This is a genomic window from Dyadobacter ginsengisoli DSM 21015 (assembly GCF_059568735.1).
Genome location: NZ_JCANTY010000007.1, coordinates 502593 through 521508, shown reverse-complemented (window position 1 = coordinate 521508; position 18916 = coordinate 502593). Strand labels below are relative to the sequence as shown.

The window sequence follows — 18916 nt, the reverse complement described above, 5'->3', positions numbered from 1 at the left end:
AGCATTATGTCGGAGGGGAAATTCAAACTGGATAGAACAGCCTTCCATGCCGGAACGCATTCGGAAACCGAAAAGTATTATGCCCAAAGTCAACCCAAAAGCCTGAAAGAAAGGCTGGAAGTTGCGCAGTACCTCAATAGCATAGCTTTTCAGTTTGATTTGCAAAACCCGCCCAGAATGGATAGAAGTGTTTTTTCAATGAGGAAACATCCGATGTAATGGGAAATATTTTCAATGATGATTTTCAGGATTTCTTGAAGTCATTCAACGAATGTGAAGTGGAATATATCCTGGTCGGCGGTTACTCTGTGATCTTGCATGGTTACTCCCGGACAACCGGCGACATGGATATATGGGTTAGAAAAACGAGTGAAAATTCATCCGACTAAACAATACAGAGGTCATGGGATTTAATGAAAATCAAACTGCAACAATTCAGGCTTCGGAACCGGTGGTTTCGGTGGCCAAGCCGGAGTTGATCAATGGGTCGCATGCGGTGATCCAGTCACTGATCGCGGAAGGGGTGAAAACCATTTTCGGCTATCCGGGCGGCGCGATTATGCCGGTGTATGATGCGATCTATGACTATCAGGATCAGGTCAACCACATTCTCGTGCGCCACGAACAAGGTGCTGCACACGCGGCAGAAGGGTTTGCACGCATTACGGGAGAAGTGGGTGTTTGTCTGGTAACATCAGGCCCTGGCGCTACCAACCTTGTAACGGGTATCGCCGACGCGATCATCGATTCTACGCCGATGGTCTGCATTATCGGTCAGGTTGCTTCGCATCTGCTGGGTACCGACGCATTCCAGGAAACGGATGTGATGGGGATCACCATTCCGATCACCAAATGGAATTACCAGGTCACCAATGCCGATGAGATACCCGAGATCATTGCAAAAGCATTTTATATAGCAAAATCAGGCCGTCCGGGTCCTGTTTTGATCGATATCACCAAGGATGCGCAGCAGAAGCTGATGACGAAGCCTTTTGTACATAAAAAGGTGGAAACATTGCTGAGCTATCACCCGCGCCTTGCTCCGAAAGAAGACCAGCTCGCGGCCGCTGCGAAGCTGATCAACCAGGCGAAACGTCCGTTCCTTTTTGTAGGCCACGGCGTACAGATTTCCGGTGCGGAGCAGGAGCTGATCAAATTCCTTGAAAAAACAGATATTCCGGCTGCTTCGACATTGCTCGGATTATCTTCGATTTCAGTCGACCACCCTAATTACGTAGGCTGGCTGGGAATGCACGGTAACTATGGTACCAACGTGCTGACCAACCAATGCGACCTTATTATCGCCGTTGGAATGCGTTTCGACGACCGCGTAACCGGTGATCTGAGCCGTTATGCGAAACAGGCGAAGGTCGTTCACATTGAAATTGACCCTGCCGAGATCGACAAGATCGTGAAAGCGGACGCGCCGGTTGTTGGAGATGCTAAAATCGCTTTGGAATTGCTGCTCCCACTCGTGAACCAGAATAGCCACGAAGCGTGGAATGCGGAGTTCAAAAAGTACGACACGATCGAAGACCAGAAAATCACCCAGCCGGAACTGGCCCCTACGACCGAAAAGATCAAAATGGCAGAGGTAATCCGCACACTTTCTGATAAAACAAAAGGTGAGGCGGTGATTGTAGCAGATGTGGGCCAGCACCAGATGATGGCTGCGCGTTACTATCAGTTCAAAAAGCCAAGTTCTTTCATTACTTCGGGCGGTTTGGGAACAATGGGTTACGCATTGCCGGCATCGTTCGGAGCGAAAGTGGGTGCGCCCGACCGTGAAGTGGTGGCCATTATCGGTGACGGATGTTTCCAGATGACGATCCAGGAGCTTGGTACCATCGCTCAAAGCGGTTTGCCGGTAAAGATCATCATCCTGAACAACAACTTCCTCGGAATGGTACGCCAGTGGCAACAGCTTTTCCACCAGAAACGCTATTCGTTCGTGGAGCTGCAAAACCCTGATTTTATCACCATTGCCAAAGGTTTCGGAATCGATGGCCATACCTGCGGAAAGCGCGAAGACCTGCATGCGTCGCTGGACAAAATGCTGGCTTCCGACAAGCCTTACCTGCTGGAAGTGTTGGTAGAAAAAGAGGAAAACGTATTCCCGATGGTGCCAACAGGGGCTTGCGTAGCGGATATTCGTTTGGAATAATATAAAAGAGGAAGATATTATGACATCATACACCATTTGTGTTTTTACTGAAAACACGATAGGCATTCTTAACAAGATCACGACGATTTTCACCCGGAGACGGATCAATATCGACAGTCTGACCGTTTCGGAAACCGAGCGTAAGGGTATTTCCCGGTTTACGATCGTCATCCGTCACGAGTCGCGCGACGCGGTGGAGAAACTGGTCCGCCAGATCCGGAAGATCATCGAAGTGCTCGCTGTTTTCGGGTATCTCAATGAGGATATCGCGTACAACGAGATCGCATTGTTCAAGGTTTCTACGCCAATCGGCGCTAAGCCGCTCGATATCGAGACGATCAACAAGACTTACAAGGCTTGGGTTGTGTACTGGCACCTCACGTACGTGATCATCCAGAAGACCGGTACGGAAGAAGAGATCTTTGAATTTTTCGACTATATCAAACCCCACGAAATCCTTGAATTTGTGAGATCGGGAAGGGTTGCGGTAAGCAAATCGCCTCAGACTCTGGTAGATTATCTGCCGGAAGCCGAGTGGGAGTATTACCAATAGTCTATAAAGTTTTAGTAGTATTGCTGTTTAATTCGTAGTAAATCAATAATCCAATCAATAATCAATGGCAAAATTAAATTTCGGCGGGGTCGAAGAAGAAGTAGTAACCCGTGAAGAATTTCCACTTGAAAAAGCACGTGAAGTACTTTCTACTGAAACTATCGCTGTAATTGGTTACGGCGTACAAGGCCCAGGCCAAAGCTTGAACATGCGTGACAACGGTTTCAATGTAATCGTTGGTCAGCGTAAAGGTGGTAAGTCTTGGGACAAAGCCGTTGCTGACGGATGGGTACCAGGCGAGACGCTTTTCGACATCGAAGAGGCGCTTGCAAAAGGAACTATCATTTGCTATCTTCTTTCTGACGCTGCTCAGATCGAACTTTGGCCGACTGTTAAAAAACACCTTACTGCCGGAAAATCACTGTATTTCTCACACGGCTTCGGTGTAACTTATAAAGATCAGACCGGTATCATTCCTCCTGCTGACGTAGACGTATACCTCGTTGCTCCAAAAGGATCGGGAACATCGTTGCGCCGTCTGTTCGTAGAAGGAAAAGGCTTGAACTCTTCTTTCGCGGTATTCCAGGATGCAACTGGCAAAGCGCGTGAAAAATGTATCGCAATGGGTATCGGTGTAGGTTCAGGCTACCTGTTCGAAACCGATTTCTACCGTGAAGTAACATCTGACCTTACAGGTGAGCGTGGTACTTTGATGGGTGCTATCCAGGGTATTTTCGCTGCACAATACGAAGTGTTGCGTTCAAATGGCCATACACCATCAGAAGCATTCAACGAAACTGTTGAAGAATTGACTCAATCGTTGATGCCATTGGTTGCTGAAAACGGTATGGACTGGATGTATGCTAACTGCTCTACTACTGCGCAGCGTGGTGCTTTGGACTGGTGGAAACCTTTCCGTGATGCTACCAAGCCTGTTTTCGAACAACTTTACAATTCTGTAAAAAGCGGCGAGCAAGCTACAATCTCCATCACCCGCAACTCACAACCTGATTACCGCGTGAAACTGGAAGCTGAATTGGCTGAGCTCCGCGAATCAGAAATGTGGCAAGCTGGTACGACTGTACGTGGTCTGCGTCCAGAGCGTAACTAATTTGCACTTACTTTCGACTTCCCGGGTTCTCCAAAACCTGGGAAGTCCGATAAAAATACCGGGCTTTACGATCCATCGTAAAGCTCTTTTCTTTCATACTCATGAGCACTTCACATTCCGTTCCGACTCTCGATAACATATTCCTCGCCGCCGAACGCCTCCGCGGCGTGATTAACCACACACCAATCTTTTATAATGCACACCTGTCGGAGCAGTATGGTGCGAACATTTACCTGAAAAGAGAGGATTTGCAGACTGTGCGTTCCTACAAGATCCGCGGCGCCTACAACAAAATGGCTAGTATGACGCCGGAGGCCCTCGCGGGCGGGGTGGTATGTGCGAGCGCAGGCAACCATGCGCAGGGCGTCGCATATGCGTGCCGCAAAATGGAGGTGAAGGGAGCGATTTTCATGCCTACTACCACCCCGGCGCAAAAGGTGAAACAAGTACGGTTGTTCGGTCAGGAATGGATCGAAATACATTTGGTAGGCGACACTTACGACGATGCTTACCACGCCTCGATGGCCTACCGCGAGAGTACTAATGCTGTTTTTGTGCATCCATTCGACGATTTGCAGGTGATTGAAGGCCAGGGAACGGTGGGCCTTGAAATTTTCAAAGATGCAGATTTCAAGATCGACTACCTGTTGATGGCCATTGGCGGAGGCGGACTGGCGTCGGGCATTTCAACCGTTTTTAAACAACTTTCTCCCAAAACCCAGCTTATAGGTGTCGAGCCGGAAGGCTCGCCCACGATGCACCGCTCGATCCAGGAAGGGCATGTGGTGACGCTGGATAATATCGATAAATTCGTCGACGGAGCGGCTGTGAAGCGTGCGGGTGACATTACTTTCGAGGTTTGCAGCAAGAGTTTAAACCAGATCCTGCTGGTGCCGGAAGGAAAGGTGTGCTCGTCGATCCTGCAACTTTACAACGAAGAGGCGATTGTAGCCGAACCGGCTGGTGCATTGACGGTGGCTGCATTGGACCTGATCCGCGAGGATATCAAAGGTAAAAACGTGGTCGTGCTCATCAGCGGAGGCAACAACGACATTACACGCACAGAGGAAATAAAGGAGCGGTCACTCCTTTATGAAGGTTTAAAGCATTACTTTATCATCCGCTTCCCGCAACGTTCAGGGGCATTCCGAGAGTTTTTGAATGTACTCGGCCCGAATGACGACATTGCGCGTTTTGAATATGTCAAGAAAACCAACCGCGAGCAAGGTCCTGCATTGGTAGGCATTGAACTGAAAAACCGGGAAGACTTCGCCCCGCTGATCGAGCGAATGGATGCTAACCGGGTGGTTTATGAGTATCTCAATGATCAGCCGGACTTGTTTCAGTTTATGGTTTAAATATTAGGGGTATTTTTTATGAGCTCGGGTTTACGACGAGGATTGCATTGTTTACTTATCGGCACGCTGGTTATTTTGATGGCCGTTTCTCGCAGTTTTGGGCAGGGAAAGCTGCTGGATAGCTATATCGTTTCGCCCAAAGGTGACACGGTCAGGGGATCTGTTCGTTATGACGGCTGGGGTACCAGCCCGATGACCATCGATTTCGCAAAAGAGAAGGAGGGTGGAATCGAAAAGGTGGGTCCGGACATGGCGGCCAAGTTTTACATTGCGCCGCTCAACGAGCATTATGTCAGCAAAAGGATTGGGATACTGGACATCGATTTGAGCAAAACCTACGAGCTGGCACCGTCTTTCGAGGCTAAGGACTCGATAACTGTTTATTTACGCGAAATAACCTCAGGTTCGAAAGCGACCCTACTGGAATACCTGGATCCGACCGAACAGTCGCATTTCTTTCTGGAAAAGGACGGGAAGCTGACGGAACTGTTCAATTATCCTTTTTACAGACTAACCGGCGGGAAAAAGTACCTTATTCAATACGACGAGTATGTGCGCCAGTTACCGGTATTGCTGAGCGATGGTGCCGACAATGGCCCTGTTCGTGGCTATTCTGCAAAAGAATTGGGACGCTATGTCGACCGGTACAATGGGGTGAATACCTCGGGAAAGCAGAACAAAGGCCCTGCTGCCGAGTCGGAAATGGAGATAGACGCGTATGTGATGGGGGGTATCGAAGCCTGGGAGGAAACCGATGTTAACCTGGGAACAACACCGACATTCGGGGTGGGGGTGCGTGTAAACCTGCCGAGAAGATTTCACAACCGCTATTTCAAAATACTGTTTGCGACGATACCGGGCGTTTCTGTGAGCAAGGTATACAATTACATCCCGGACGAAAAAATCAGTTTAAACACCTTGGAGGTTGGGGCAGGAACTTACATGGGTTCTGGTGATTTTCGGCCTAACATTGGTTTTGAGTACAGCTTTCCCTTGGATAGCTGGCGAACTTCCATTTTGGGGCCGCATGTTGGGGTTTCTTTTCGGAGACAATTCAGCCTCGAAGTCTCCCATTTCGCGAATTTATCATCATTGGTTTCAGACGAGGTTGCGTTTTTCAACCGCCCACGCATCAGTTTGAACTACTATCTGAATTTGAACAAACTTTTTAAAAGCGGGAAATAGCCCTCCGTCCTCCAATGCTCCGCGTACCATCCGATATCAGCTCCCAGGAGTTCGAGTCCCTGAAAATTCAGGACATGACTTTCGTGGCCTATCGGAATGAGGTGTATCCTTCCAAATATGATGTCTTTTTCGAGGAGCATGCGGTGATAGTGGTGCTGGAAGGCGAAAAGAAATTCACCAGCCCGACGCAGGAAGTGCATGTGGAAAAGGGCGATATCCTGTTCATTCAGAGGGGTTTTTACCTGATGTCTGAATCCATACACGAATCCTATAAAAGTCTTGTATTCTTCTTCGATGAAAAACTCCTGAAGGAATTCGTTGGGCTGCATCCCGAGCTTTTCGATGCACAAACTAATGCAGGGACGGTCGAATACCCGATTCTGCTTTTGAAGTCGGATGACAACTTCGAGAAATTCATTCAATCCGTATTCCCCTATTTCCGCTCGCGGACGGAGTTGAAAAACCACTTTTTGCGCCTCAAATTCCAGGAGCTGCTGCTGCATTTGATGGAACTGGATAATTCAAACCAGCTGCGGGGTATTTTGTACAGTCTATATAAAGGCGAAAAGGTCGATCTTTCGTTTTTAATGAACAGTTACTACCTGAAACCGCTTACATTGAACGAACTGGCCAGGCTGTCAGGCCGCAGCCTTTCGGCATTCAAGCGTGATTTTCAAGATGAGTTCAATACTTCGCCGGCATTATGGCTGAAAAACAAGCGACTGGATTACGCGGATTTTTTGCTGAGGAATAGTACGAAGAACGTTTCAGAAATCAGTACGGAGATTGGTTACGAGAGCGTCTCGCATTTTATCAAGACCTATAAGGAGAAGTACGGAACGACGCCGAAGCGACAGGGGTGAATATTTGACCTACAATGATATGAAGCTACCTAAACATGTACTTATAAGGAATTGATACAGGCAGGGGAGAAATTGCATCCGGCCGTTCCATTACATTGGATGAGTTCAAAAAGAGAACGCTGAGAGCGGATGGGCAGTCACGAGGTATAATGGATAAGCTAAGAAAATCAAAGCAAGGTCTATTTTCGCGTTACGCGCTTAAATCAATGGCTCTTTTCGGCTCCTATGCAAGGAATGAAGCCCGTCCTGACAGCGACGTTGACATTGTTGTCGAGTTTACCAGTCCAGTAGGTTTTGAGTTTGTTGACTTGGCGATAGAATTGGAGAGAATCCTGGGACCAAACGTTGACCTTGTAAGCAGGCGCGGTATTAAACCTAGTATGTTGCCTTTTATCGAGAAGGATGAGCTCATTGTTTGATACTGGGCAGACTCCAATAAAGATTTCCGCTCAAACCATTCCTTCAAACCAAAATCACTATTTTTTGAACTGTTATCGTTATACATATTCCTTTAAATATGCGGTAATTTGTAGTGTCGGTTCTCCTTTTGAGAAAAGCATTGAGTATCAGCTCTTTCTTGGAAGCCAGAACGACAAGGCGAAATTCTAATTTTAATCAAAATGAGTAATCAAGCGAGTACCCTTTTCGACAAAGTGTGGGATGCCCACGTTGTCCGTAAAATTGAGGACGGCCCCGATGTTTTCTTCATCGACCGCCATTTTATCCACGAAGTAACAAGCCCAGTTGCTTTCCTAGGACTCGAAACCAGAGGCATTGGTGTAATGTACCCCGAGCGCACTTTCGCAACGGCGGACCACAACACACCGACCATCAACCAGCACCTTCCGGTAGCCGATCCGCTTTCTGCCAACCAGCTGAAAGCCCTCGAATCGAATGCGGCGAAATACGGCATTTCGCACTGGGGTTTGGGACATGCCCGCAATGGTATTGTGCACGTGGTTGGACCCGAAAATGGTATTACGCTTCCGGGCATGACCATCGTTTGTGGTGATTCCCACACTTCTACCCACGGTGCATTCGGCGCGATCGCGTTCGGTATCGGTACTTCGGAGGTGGAAATGGTGCTTTCGTCGCAATGCATTATGCAGCCTAAGCCTAAGAAAATGCGTGTAAATGTAAATGGCACGCTGGGCAAAGGTGTAACGCCGAAAGACGTGACGCTTTACGTTATCTCGAAACTGACAACTGCCGGCGCAACAGGTTACTTCGTTGAATATGCAGGTGATGTGTTCGAAAATATGTCGATGGAAGGCCGTATGACCGTCTGCAACATGAGTATCGAAATGGGTGCACGCGGTGGTATGATCGCTCCCGATGAAACTACATTTGCCTACATCAATGGCCGCGAGCAAGCTCCGAAAGGCGAGAAGTGGGACAAAGCATTAGCTTATTGGAAAACATTGAAAACAGACGAAGGCGCTGTTTTTGACAAAGAATATAACTTCGATGCAGCCGATATCGAGCCGATGATCACTTACGGTACCAACCCGGGAATGGGACAAGGTATCAGCAAAGCGATCCCAACTTCGGATCAGGTGGAAGGTGGCAAAGCTACTTATGACAAGTCGCTGAATTACATGGGTTTCCATGAGAACGAGAGCATGCTAGGCAAGAAAATCGACTACGTTTTCATCGGTAGCTGCACCAATGGCCGTATCGAGGACTTCCGCGCATTCGCTTCTATCGTGAAAGGCCGCAAAAAGGCGGATAATGTAACGGCTTGGATCGTTCCGGGCTCGCATATTGTGGAGGCACAGATCAAGGAAGAAGGTATTTTGGATATTCTGACAGAAGCTGGTTTCGAGCTGCGTCAGCCGGGCTGCTCGGCTTGTCTGGCGATGAACGACGACAAGATCCCCGCCGGCAAATACGCGGTAAGTACTTCCAACCGTAACTTCGAAGGTCGCCAGGGCCCGGGTGCACGCACGTTGCTTGCGAGCCCGCTCGTGGCAGCCGCAGCAGCGGTAACGGGCGTCGTCACGGATCCGCGGACGTTGCTTTGAAGGGGCCTTACGCAATAGGCTATAAGCTTTAAGCTATTTGGATCACACACTTGTTTATGAGAGATTTCAGGAAGTATGAAGTATGGCGGATAAGCCAGAATTTGTTCTTGATGTTTACGCCTTGACGCACAGGTTTCCGCAGCATGAGACTTTATGGCATCACTTCTCAAATAAGAAGAGCCTCTGTATCAATTCCAACGAACATTGCAGAGGGCTGCGGCAGAACAACAGATTCGGAATTCGCAAGGTTTATACACATTTCATTAGGCTCCGGCCATGAAGTTGAATATCTCTTACAGCTCTCAAAGGATTTGAAATACCTTTCAGAAATTGATTATTCGTCACTGAATGAAAGAGTTAATCTTATCAAGAGAATGCTGTATCACCTGGAAAAAAGCATTACAAAAAAGGCCGTAAGCTTTAAGCTTACGGCATAAAGCATTATAAAAATGGCTTACGATAAATTCACCATACTGAAAAGCTCGGCAGTTCCTTTGCCGATTGAAAACGTAGATACCGACCAGATTATCCCTGCGCGCTTCCTGAAAGCGACCAAGCGGGAAGGTTTTGGCGACAACCTGTTCCGCGACTGGCGGTACAATGGCGACGACACGCCAAAGCAGGATTTCGTATTGAATAACCCGATTTATTCCGGAAAAATCCTCGTAGGAGGCCACAACTTCGGCAGCGGTTCCAGCCGTGAGCACGCTGCGTGGGCGATCTACGATTACGGTTTCCGTTGCGTGGTTTCCAGCTTCTTTGCGGATATTTTTAAAGGTAACTCTCTGAATATCGGTATTTTGCCTGTACAGGTCAGTCCTGAATTCCTGGACAAGATATTTCAGGCTATCGAAGCGGATCCCAAAGCCGAATTGGAAGTAAATCTTCCAGCGCAGACGATCACGATCGTGTCAACAGGTGAGAAAGAATCTTTCGATATCAATGGTTATAAAAAACATAACCTGACAAACGGATTCGATGATATTGATTATCTGCAGGCTATGAAAGGAGAGATCAAGGAATTTGAAGGAGAGAGAATATTTTAATGGACTGTCGGCCATCGGCTATCGGCTGTCGAACTCGTTTTCGATAGCCGACTACCGACTGCCGACGGCCGACAGCCACTCATGAACAGCCGCTATATTGAAATAATGGACACGACACTCCGCGATGGTGAACAAACCAGCGGGGTGTCGTTTTCCGCATCAGAAAAACTGACCATCGCCCAGATCCTTTTGCAGGAAGTGAAGGTAGACCGCATTGAAGTAGCCTCGGCACGGGTGTCGGAGGGTGAGTTTCAGGCAGTTAAGAAAATCACCGACTGGGGTGGTAAAAATGGTTTTCTGGATAAAATTGAAGTACTCACGTTTGTCGACGGCGATGCGTCCATCAACTGGATGGTGCAATCCGGCGCGAAAGTGATGAACCTCCTCACAAAAGGGTCTCTGAACCATTTGACCCACCAGCTAAAAAAATCGCCGCAGGAGCATTTCGAGGACATTCGTAATGTGATTGAACTCGCAGAGCTGAAAGGCATTCAATGCAATGTGTACCTGGAAGACTGGAGTAACGGGATGCGTAGTTCAAAGGATTATGTTTTTGAATCGCTCGACTTTCTGGCAACCATGCCTGTCAAACGTATCCTGTTACCTGACACCCTCGGTATTCTCACGCCTTTTGAGTCCTACACGTTTGTGAAGGAGATTGTGGATCGATACCCGAAACAACATTTCGAATTTCACGCGCATAATGACTATGACCTGAGCGTGGCAAATGTAGTAGAAGCACTTCGTGCGGGCGCGCATGGGCTGCACCTGACCGTAAATGGCATGGGCGAGCGCACGGGAAATGCGCCGCTGGCAAGTACGATCGCGGTATTGAACGACCTCGTGCCTGAATGCACAACGTCGGTGAACGAGAAGTCGCTGTACTCGATCAGTAAGCTCGTCGAGACTTTCTCGGGTATTCGCATTCCTTCTAATAAGCCCATTGTAGGGGAAAGTGTTTTTACCCAAACTGCTGGAATTCATGCAGATGGTGATAAAAAGAATAACCTGTATTTCAGCAAACTGATGCCTGAGCGTTTCGGTCGTCAGCGTTTGTATGCATTGGGGAAAACTTCCGGGAAAGCAAATATTGAAAACAACCTGCGCGACCTGGGTATTTCGCTTTCTGATGCCGACCTCAAAAAAGTAACGCAGCGGATCATCGAACTCGGTGATCGTAAGGAGGCGGTAACACCAGAGGATTTGCCGTATATCATTTCCGATATCCTCGACAGCGATGCGATCGAGGAGAAGGTAGTGATCACCAATTATGTATTGACGCATTCCAAAAATCTGAAACCTTCTGCCACGTTGCAGATCCGTTTTGGCGAAGAGGTTTTTGAGGAAAATGCGCAGGGTGACGGACAGTATGATGCATTTATGAATGCATTGAAGAAAATTTACATTAAAAAAGGCATCAGCCTGCCCATGCTGACCGATTATGCCGTTCGGATTCCTCCGGGTGGCAGGACCGACGCATTGTGCGAAACGATCATTACCTGGGAAATCAATGGGAAGGATGTTAAAACGCGAGGTCTGGATTCAGACCAGACGTTCTCTGCGATCATGGCAACGCAGAAAATGCTGAACCTGATCGGCGTCCCTGAAAACAGGATTACACCCGAACCATTAGCTGATGCATTGTCGTAAGACAATGCATTTATTATTCATATTTTACTGATTATCAATTAAACCGATTAATGAAAAAGCATATCCTTATCGTTCCGGGTGACGGAATCGGCCAAGAAGTTACAGAAGTAGGAAAGGCAGTATTGGTTAAAATCGCAGAGAAATTCGGTCATGAATTCACTTACGACGAAGCGTTGATGGGCCACGTTGCCATCGAAGCCACCGGTAACCCGCTTCCCGACGAGACGCTTGAAAAGATGCGCAATTCAGACGCGATCCTTTTCGGCGCCGTTGGCCACCCCAAATATGACAATGATCCTACTGCCAAAGTTCGTCCGGAGCAAGGTCTGCTGAAAATGCGGAAGGAGCTGGGTCTGTATGCTAACCTGCGTCCGATCAAGTTGTTCGATGAGCTACTAGGTGCATCTTCTATCCGTCCCGAGATCCTGAAAGGTTCTGATATCCTTTTCTTCCGGGAGCTGACAGGCGACATTTATTTTGGTGAAAAAGGCCGCAAAAACGATAACAATACTGCTTTTGACATCGCTGAATATAGTCGGTATGAAGTGGAACGGATCGGTCGCAGGGCATTTGAAGCAGCTCGTACGCGCGGCAAGCGTCTTTGCTCGGTGGATAAGGCAAACGTTCTTGAGACCAGTCGTCTATGGCGTGAGGTCATTCAGGCATTGGCCCCTGAGTATCCCGATGTGACGGTTGAGCACCAGTTTGTGGATTCGGCTGCGATGATGTTGATCAAAGATCCACGTCGTTTCGACGTGGTAGTAACTGCCAACCTGTTCGGTGATATTCTGACAGACGAGGCCAGCCAGATCGCGGGGTCGATGGGAATGCTTGCTTCGGCATCTGTTGGAGACAGCACAGGAGTTTATGAGCCAATTCATGGCTCTGCGCACGACATTACAGGTAAGGGTATCGCAAACCCCTTGGCATCAGTACTTTCGGCTGCATTGCTGCTCGATATTTCATTTGGTTTGAAAGAAGAATCGGATGCGATTATTTCGGCGGTTGACCAATTACTGAAAGATGGTTTCAGAACAAAGGATATTGCCGATGCTTCGACTCCGGCGGACAAGATTCTGAACACCCAGGCGGCCGGTGCAGAGCTTTTGAAAAGAATTTAAAAAAAATCAAAGTTTTGCCAAACAATATTTGTTGCAATCAAAACTTGTGCTTTCTTTGCAGAAGAAACTCGCGGCCAGCGAAATTTCGCAACTCAAATATGAATCAGCAAAATAACCTCAATCTCATTCTCCAACAGCTACCGTGAGACCGGGAAAGGTTATGTTTTGATAAGTTACAAACCCTTTCCCTGACACGGAAAGGGTTTTATATTGCTTGAAATATTGTTAAATTCGTGTCCCATAAAAAATTAATACCCACCAATGAGTAATCGAGTTCAGATCTTCGACACTACTTTACGAGACGGCGAGCAGGTACCGGGCAGCCAATTGACCACCGAGGAAAAGATTGTTGTTGCCACGCAACTCGAGAAACTGGGGGTAGATATTGTTGAAGCCGGCTTCCCGGTTTCAAGTCCCGGCGATTTTCGTTCTGTGGTAGAGATTTCCAAAGCGGTTCGTGAACCGATCATCTGTGCGCTTTCACGGGCGGTACAAGGCGATATCGATGCGGCGGCGGATGCATTGCAGTATGCGAAACGGGCGCGAATCCACACCGGGATCGGCTCTTCAGATATTCACATCCAGCATAAGTTCAATACTACTCGTGAGAAAATCATCGAAAGAGCGATTGCGGCTACGAAATATGCTAAAAGCAAGGTAGAGGACGTAGAATTTTACTGCGAAGATGCCGGTCGTGCCGACCTTGTTTTCCTTTCGCAATTGGTAGAGGCGGTGATCGGAGCCGGTGCAACGGTGGTTAACATCCCCGACACGACAGGCTATTGCTTGCCCGACGAGTACGGAAACAAAATCAAATATATTTTCGAACACGTTTCGAACATTCATAAAGCGACTATCTCTATCCACTGCCATAACGACCTCGGCTTGGCTACTGCGAATTCTATCGCGGGTATCAACCAGGGCGCACGCCAGGTGGAGGTAACGATCAATGGTATCGGCGAGCGCGCCGGTAATACTTCATTGGAAGAGGTGGTGATGGCTTTGAACGTGCATAAAGAACTGGGTCTGGAAACGGGCATCAATACGCAGTACATTTATCCGACCAGCCAGCTGGTTTCGAAAATGATGCGCATGCCCGTGCAGGCGAACAAGGCGATTGTTGGGCGTAATGCATTCGCCCATTCGTCAGGTATTCACCAGGACGGCTTCCTGAAAAACAATCTCAATTACGAGATCATGAATCCACAGGATGTGGGTGTGGATAAGTCGGATATCGTGCTGACAGCACGCAGCGGCCGTCACGCATTGAAGCACCGCCTGGAATTATTAGGGTTCAGCTTCGAAAAGGCGACACTGGATGAATTGTACACGAGGTTCTTGGAAGTGGCCGATGTGAAGAAAGAAGTAAACGACGGGGATTTGGTTGAACTGGTGCGTACAGCGGAAACAGTTTAATTAGAATATTATTAGAATTAGTTAACAGCTTGAATCTGAATTTGATGTTTTAAAGAATTTTTTGTAAGATTACATATTCAATAACATCCATCAGATTGCAAAAAGCCCTCGGTGATTCTGACTAAGGGCTTTTTCTTTGTTTTACAGGATAATGGTACGGTTGTTATGAATAAAAACACGATCGTTAAAGACCAGTTTTAAAGCCTTCGAAAGCACTGCTTTTTCAGTATCTCTTCCCAATGTCGCCATATCCGCTGCGGTCAGCGTGTGGTCCACACCTTTTACGTCCTGCGCGATAATAGGCCCCTCATCCAGATCGTTATTGACAAAATGCGCGGTAGCACCTATGATTTTCACTCCACGCTCGTAAGCCTGCCGGTAAGGGTTTGCCCCGATAAAAGCCGGAAGAAAGGAATGATGGATATTGACGATCCGGTTTGGAAAACGATCGACAAACTGGGGCGTGACAACACGCATGTATTTGGCAAGGACCAGGTAATCAGGACGGTAAATTTCGAGCGTCCTTAAAATAGCATCTTCATGTTCTTCACGCGATTTGTTTTCATGCGAAATAAAATGAAAAGGAATCCCGAATTTCCCAACCAATGGTTGTAGTGTATTGTAATTGCTGATAACGGCCATGATGGTTGCATCCAGTTCGTTGAATGCGTATCTAATCAATAATTCCCCCAGACAATGGTGTTCCTTGGTTACCAGGAGTACAATGTCTTTACTCTTTTTGGGGTTGATACGAAGGTTAAGGCCGGCCGGCAGTTCGGATTGTAATGCGTTCAGGAGCTCAGGAATATCCGTATCCCCTTCAAATTCGGTTCTCATAAAAAAGTAACGGGAAGGGCTAACATATTCGTCATTGCTGATGATATTCTGATTGTGGGCAAATAGAATGCGGGTAACATGGTAGATCAAACCCTTGTGGTCTGGTCCATCCATTAACAAAATGTGTCTCTGACTCATGAAGGCCTGATTAATCAGTTTAAGAAAATGGGTTTCTTAATGCGGATCAAATATAATGAGTTCGGGCAACAGCCTTTACTAAATACTGCCTTGTTTTGGGTTTGAGTTGTAACAATTCGAAGGATATCTGTGTTAATTGGGTCACCGACAATTACTCCTGAGTTATGGCAGAAACATTATCGATACCGATGGACACAGACAGGTTTACTGTCTATAGCACACTTTTTCCGCAAATTGAAGCTCTGATTAGCGAGGAAAGTGACCTTACAGCCAACCTGGCCAACATCACCGCTGCGTTAAAGGAGGCATTCGGTTTTTTCTGGGTGGGTTTTTACTTCGTGAAGGAAGGCCAGCTTGTACTGGGACCTTTTCAGGGGCCCATTGCATGTACACGAATTCCCTTCCACAAGGGTGTATGTGGAGCTTGTTATACTCGCGCTGAAACGATTGTTGTGCCCGATGTAGACCAGTTCCCGGGACATATCGCATGCAGTTCCGCTTCGAGATCTGAGATCGTAGTGCCGGTGTTTCATCGAAATGGCACCGTAGCGATGGTATTGGATGTGGACAGTGATCAGCTCGACGATTTCAGTGAAGCAGATCGGGAAGGACTTGAGAAAATTACCGGCCTCATTACCAGGAAGCTTTAATTATCCCTAAATAAAAAACCTCGCCTGCAGAAAGGCGAGGTAACGAAGTATCTGAAATGATATCAGTTTAATGAAAACATGGGCAACCGGAGTGCGACAACATTATTAAACATCAGTTTCGATATTTTAGGATCCATGTAATCGATCAGCGGGAATTCTGAAACGAGGGACATTACTTCAAATTCACTTTCCGCTCTCACCACGCACCAGAGTCTGGAGTAATCATCGGACAAAGCGTAGGACATCAATCTTCCCTGCTCCATCAGTTCATTAATCTTTTTTCTCTGAGCAGGTATTTTTGCTGTGAAATCTTCCGACATGACAGCCGGAAGCTGGATTTCAACCATATATTGGCTCATGGGCGATAGAAGTTTGGGTTACAAAAATACCTTCACGTATAAAATGTACTAATTAAAGGATATGACTAACCGATTAGTTCCTTAATGTAATGTACCGAACATTTGGCAATAGTTTTTACGACGTTCCAACCATTTTGATAATGAGCGTGTCAGGCCTAATACGACGAGCTGCGAAGCAGGAGTCGGATCATAACGCAACAGTAATCGACTATCTTATGGGTAGAGGTGCTGATTTTACTTACAAACCGAACGAAGCACCCCTAACCTTCGGATGACGTTTAACGAACAGGAATTGGTGAAAGGCTGCAAGCAGCGCAACCGGATCGCCCAGAAACAGCTATATGATGTTTTTGGGGGTAAGTTGTTCGCTATTTGCCTCAGGTACACCAAAAACCGCGCGGATGCGGAGGATGTATTGCAGGACGCTTTCATCAAGATTTATGAAAATATTGATTCTTTCAGAGCCGACAGCCCGCTCGAATACTGGATGCGTTCGGTGGTAGTAAATACCGCTCTGAATCATTTACGGCAACAGAAGTATCTGAAAGAACTGGATGATATAGATATACACCACAATGGCATCGCAGACAGAGAGTTTACGCTAGGTAATTTTCAGATGCAACAGTTAATGGAGCTGATCCACGAGCTGCCGCCGGGCTGCCAGACGATCTTCAATCTGTATGCTATTGAAGGTTATCAACACAATGAGATCGCCCAGATGTTGGGTATCTCCGAAGGGACTTCCAAGTCACAGTATTCGCGGGCGAGGAGTTTGCTTCAACAAAAATTGGAAAAGGAAAAAAGATTTGATGATGGATCCGTCCGACATAAACAGTTTTGAAAATCAGTGGAAAAAGGCCTTTCAGGAGGCTTCCGAAGCTCCCCCGCCATCCGTATGGGAGGGTATAGAAGCGCGCCTTGACAGGGAAGAAGGGAAGGTTGTTCCGCTTTGGTGGCAGTCTGCCAGAATATGGTACGTGGCCGCATCGATAGCAGCTCTGCTAATAGTGGGAGCCGGTGTCTGGTATTCTCGTCCGGATGCTGACACAGAGCAGGTTATTGCAAATAGTCCGGTGAAAAATACGAATGCACAAGAAAAGGGGCTTGCAGGGAATGAACCGGTAGAAAAAGGAGAAACCGGAGTTGCAAAATCAAGTTTACCAGCCGGCCAGAATGGGTTGTCGAAGCAAGCGGAGCCCTCAGGGAGCGATATTAACAGCGCATCACCAGAAGTTGCAGTGGCCGCATTGGATAAACAAAAGAGGAAAGAGGGAAGGATTAGACAATCCCACGTTGCGAGCGGGGTTGCTGCGGATTTTTATCAAAAGCCGACTGCGCCCGTTATTAATAGTGGAGTAGCAAAGACCGGGAGTTTAACTACTTTACCTGAAAATGTGATTGTAAGCGACGCTGTACCAAATCAGCAATTGGCTGTGACTATCCAGAAAAGCCAGCCGGTTCAGGCGCTCAACGCACTGCCTTATAATGATCTCGATGTACATGTTCAGAAGCGTTACGTTTTCTTCCGTCCTGAAATACGGATAGAGGAGCCGGTTAAGCTTCCCAAGAAGAGAGAATATTGGGCGGGTGTAGGTATTATGCCCGCATCCTTCAACCCCGACGTGAAATTGAAAGAAGCACCGATGGTATTTTCCAGCCAGAGTGTAGCCAACAAGCGTTCGGTGTCCGGGAATAGCGAGTCAGGGATTTCTTATGCCCTACAGACGCAGGGCGGCATGAGGCTATCGAAGCATTGGTCGGTGGAGGCTGGTTTGAGCTACCTGCAGGGTAATTCGGATTATCAGGGAGGCGGATATGTTTATAATGCATATAACAGTGTGTCGGCCAATGTGCTGGAAAACGCCCTGGCTGGCTTGTCCTCGCCGTCTGCCAGTCCTTCGTTTGCGGATAAGACTTCAAATTTTGACAATGGGGCCTTATATATTGATGTCGCTAAAAAAGTAAGCAACAACTATCAGTATTTGCAATTGCCGGTTCAGGCTGGTTTTACCTTGAACCCTGACAAGCGATTTAACTATTCTTTGCTTGGCGGTATGATGGCCAATTTCTTTTTGACAAATGAATTGGAATCAGCATCTGGTGAGATGATCAAAACTACGGCAGACGATGAAATTTACCGTAGTATGAACTGGGCCGCGACAACCGGTTTGAGATTCAATTACAAGCTTTCGTCCAAATGGGCGGCTAATTTGACCGGTTCTTATCAACGGGCCATCTCTTCTGGTTTCAAATCAAATCAAAGTCTCGAATCACATCCCTATTTATATGGGGTATCGTGGGCTGTTCGATATTCTTTTTGATTTAATTCAAAAAGAATTCCAACCAATGGCCGTGTAATTGAATCTTCGGATTGTGGGTTGAATGTGGGGAATCCGGTTGCTGAATAAAATGCCGGAAAACAAAAGTACTCTTGCATCTAT

Annotated in this window: 20 protein-coding genes; 18 read left to right on the top strand and 2 right to left on the bottom strand. The window is 47.3% G+C overall.

Features of this window, described 5'->3' with window-relative positions; genetic code table 11:
* Nucleotides 1–6: 6 nt before the first annotated feature.
* From BP71_RS27070 to BP71_RS27000, 15 genes are all read left to right on the top strand, one after another.
* Nucleotides 7–219, top strand: a complete 213-nt coding sequence (locus tag BP71_RS27070; RefSeq protein WP_496384692.1) for a hypothetical protein — start codon at nucleotides 7–9, stop codon at nucleotides 217–219.
* Entirely contained in the window at nucleotides 219–389 is a 171-nt protein-coding gene (locus BP71_RS27065; RefSeq protein WP_496384691.1) for a hypothetical protein, read from the top strand. Before BP71_RS27070 ends, BP71_RS27065 begins: the two co-directional genes overlap by 1 nt.
* A 14-nt stretch (nucleotides 390–403) precedes the next feature.
* Nucleotides 404–2164 carry a biosynthetic-type acetolactate synthase large subunit gene (ilvB, locus tag BP71_RS27060; RefSeq protein WP_496384690.1) on the top strand — a complete coding sequence of 587 codons (1761 nt, stop codon included), beginning with the start codon at nucleotides 404–406 and terminating at the stop codon, nucleotides 2162–2164.
* A 19-nt stretch (nucleotides 2165–2183) separates the two neighbouring features.
* Nucleotides 2184–2717, top strand: coding sequence for an acetolactate synthase small subunit (gene ilvN / locus BP71_RS27055; RefSeq protein WP_106595787.1), 534 nt, complete (start codon nucleotides 2184–2186; stop codon nucleotides 2715–2717).
* A 64-nt stretch (nucleotides 2718–2781) separates the two neighbouring features.
* On the top strand, nucleotides 2782–3828 hold the full coding sequence (gene ilvC, locus BP71_RS27050; RefSeq protein ID WP_496384689.1) for a ketol-acid reductoisomerase: 1047 nt from the start codon (nucleotides 2782–2784) through the stop codon (nucleotides 3826–3828).
* 101 nt (nucleotides 3829–3929) lie between these two features.
* Nucleotides 3930–5186, top strand: a complete 1257-nt coding sequence (gene ilvA / locus BP71_RS27045; RefSeq protein WP_496384688.1) for a threonine ammonia-lyase IlvA — start codon at nucleotides 3930–3932, stop codon at nucleotides 5184–5186.
* Nucleotides 5187–5264: 78 nt separating this feature from the next.
* Nucleotides 5265–6371 (top strand): hypothetical protein, encoded by a 1107-nt coding sequence (locus BP71_RS27040; RefSeq protein ID WP_496384687.1) that lies wholly within the window; start codon nucleotides 5265–5267, stop codon nucleotides 6369–6371.
* Nucleotides 6372–6385: 14 nt separating this feature from the next.
* Nucleotides 6386–7234, top strand: a complete 849-nt coding sequence (locus tag BP71_RS27035; protein WP_496384686.1) for an AraC family transcriptional regulator — start codon at nucleotides 6386–6388, stop codon at nucleotides 7232–7234.
* 149 nt (nucleotides 7235–7383) lie between these two features.
* The gene (locus BP71_RS27030; RefSeq protein ID WP_496384685.1) at nucleotides 7384–7653 is read left to right on the top strand and encodes a nucleotidyltransferase family protein; all 270 of its coding nucleotides are present in this window, start codon (nucleotides 7384–7386) and stop codon (nucleotides 7651–7653) included.
* A gap of 201 nt (nucleotides 7654–7854) precedes the next feature.
* Entirely contained in the window at nucleotides 7855–9258 is a 1404-nt protein-coding gene (gene leuC / locus BP71_RS27025) for a 3-isopropylmalate dehydratase large subunit (protein WP_342086845.1), read from the top strand.
* A 143-nt stretch (nucleotides 9259–9401) separates the two neighbouring features.
* Complete coding sequence (locus tag BP71_RS27020) at nucleotides 9402–9695, top strand: four helix bundle protein (RefSeq protein WP_496384684.1); 294 nt, start codon at nucleotides 9402–9404, stop codon at nucleotides 9693–9695.
* Between the two features lie 12 nt (nucleotides 9696–9707).
* On the top strand, nucleotides 9708–10304 hold the full coding sequence (leuD, locus tag BP71_RS27015; protein WP_496384682.1) for a 3-isopropylmalate dehydratase small subunit: 597 nt from the start codon (nucleotides 9708–9710) through the stop codon (nucleotides 10302–10304).
* Between the two features lie 81 nt (nucleotides 10305–10385).
* Nucleotides 10386–11954, top strand: coding sequence for a hydroxymethylglutaryl-CoA lyase-like TIM-barrel protein (locus tag BP71_RS27010; protein WP_496384681.1), 1569 nt, complete (start codon nucleotides 10386–10388; stop codon nucleotides 11952–11954).
* A 50-nt stretch (nucleotides 11955–12004) separates the two neighbouring features.
* Nucleotides 12005–13075 (top strand): 3-isopropylmalate dehydrogenase, encoded by a 1071-nt coding sequence (leuB, locus tag BP71_RS27005; protein ID WP_496384680.1) that lies wholly within the window; start codon nucleotides 12005–12007, stop codon nucleotides 13073–13075.
* A gap of 261 nt (nucleotides 13076–13336) precedes the next feature.
* Nucleotides 13337–14491 (top strand): 2-isopropylmalate synthase, encoded by a 1155-nt coding sequence (locus BP71_RS27000; RefSeq protein ID WP_496384679.1) that lies wholly within the window; start codon nucleotides 13337–13339, stop codon nucleotides 14489–14491.
* A gap of 141 nt (nucleotides 14492–14632) precedes the next feature.
* Here the strand turns inward: BP71_RS27000 and purU are convergent, their stop codons facing one another.
* Nucleotides 14633–15466 (bottom strand): formyltetrahydrofolate deformylase, encoded by an 834-nt coding sequence (purU, locus tag BP71_RS26995; RefSeq protein WP_496384678.1) that lies wholly within the window; start codon nucleotides 15464–15466, stop codon nucleotides 14633–14635.
* A 164-nt stretch (nucleotides 15467–15630) separates the two neighbouring features.
* Here purU and BP71_RS26990 point away from each other — a divergent pair, with 164 nt between their 5' ends.
* The gene (locus BP71_RS26990) at nucleotides 15631–16116 is read left to right on the top strand and encodes a GAF domain-containing protein (RefSeq protein WP_496384676.1); all 486 of its coding nucleotides are present in this window, start codon (nucleotides 15631–15633) and stop codon (nucleotides 16114–16116) included.
* A gap of 62 nt (nucleotides 16117–16178) precedes the next feature.
* Here the strand turns inward: BP71_RS26990 and BP71_RS26985 are convergent, their stop codons facing one another.
* Nucleotides 16179–16475: a muconolactone Delta-isomerase family protein gene (locus BP71_RS26985; RefSeq protein ID WP_295929327.1), complete on the bottom strand. Its 297-nt coding sequence runs from the start codon at nucleotides 16473–16475 to the stop codon at nucleotides 16179–16181.
* A gap of 271 nt (nucleotides 16476–16746) precedes the next feature.
* Between BP71_RS26985 and BP71_RS26980 the strand changes: the two genes are divergently transcribed.
* Both BP71_RS26980 and BP71_RS26975 read left to right on the top strand, forming a co-directional pair.
* Complete coding sequence (locus tag BP71_RS26980) at nucleotides 16747–17316, top strand: RNA polymerase sigma factor (protein WP_496384675.1); 570 nt, start codon at nucleotides 16747–16749, stop codon at nucleotides 17314–17316.
* Nucleotides 17285–18796, top strand: a complete 1512-nt coding sequence (locus tag BP71_RS26975; RefSeq protein ID WP_496384806.1) for an outer membrane beta-barrel protein — start codon at nucleotides 17285–17287, stop codon at nucleotides 18794–18796. Before BP71_RS26980 ends, BP71_RS26975 begins: the two co-directional genes overlap by 32 nt.
* Nucleotides 18797–18916 lie beyond the last annotated feature (120 nt).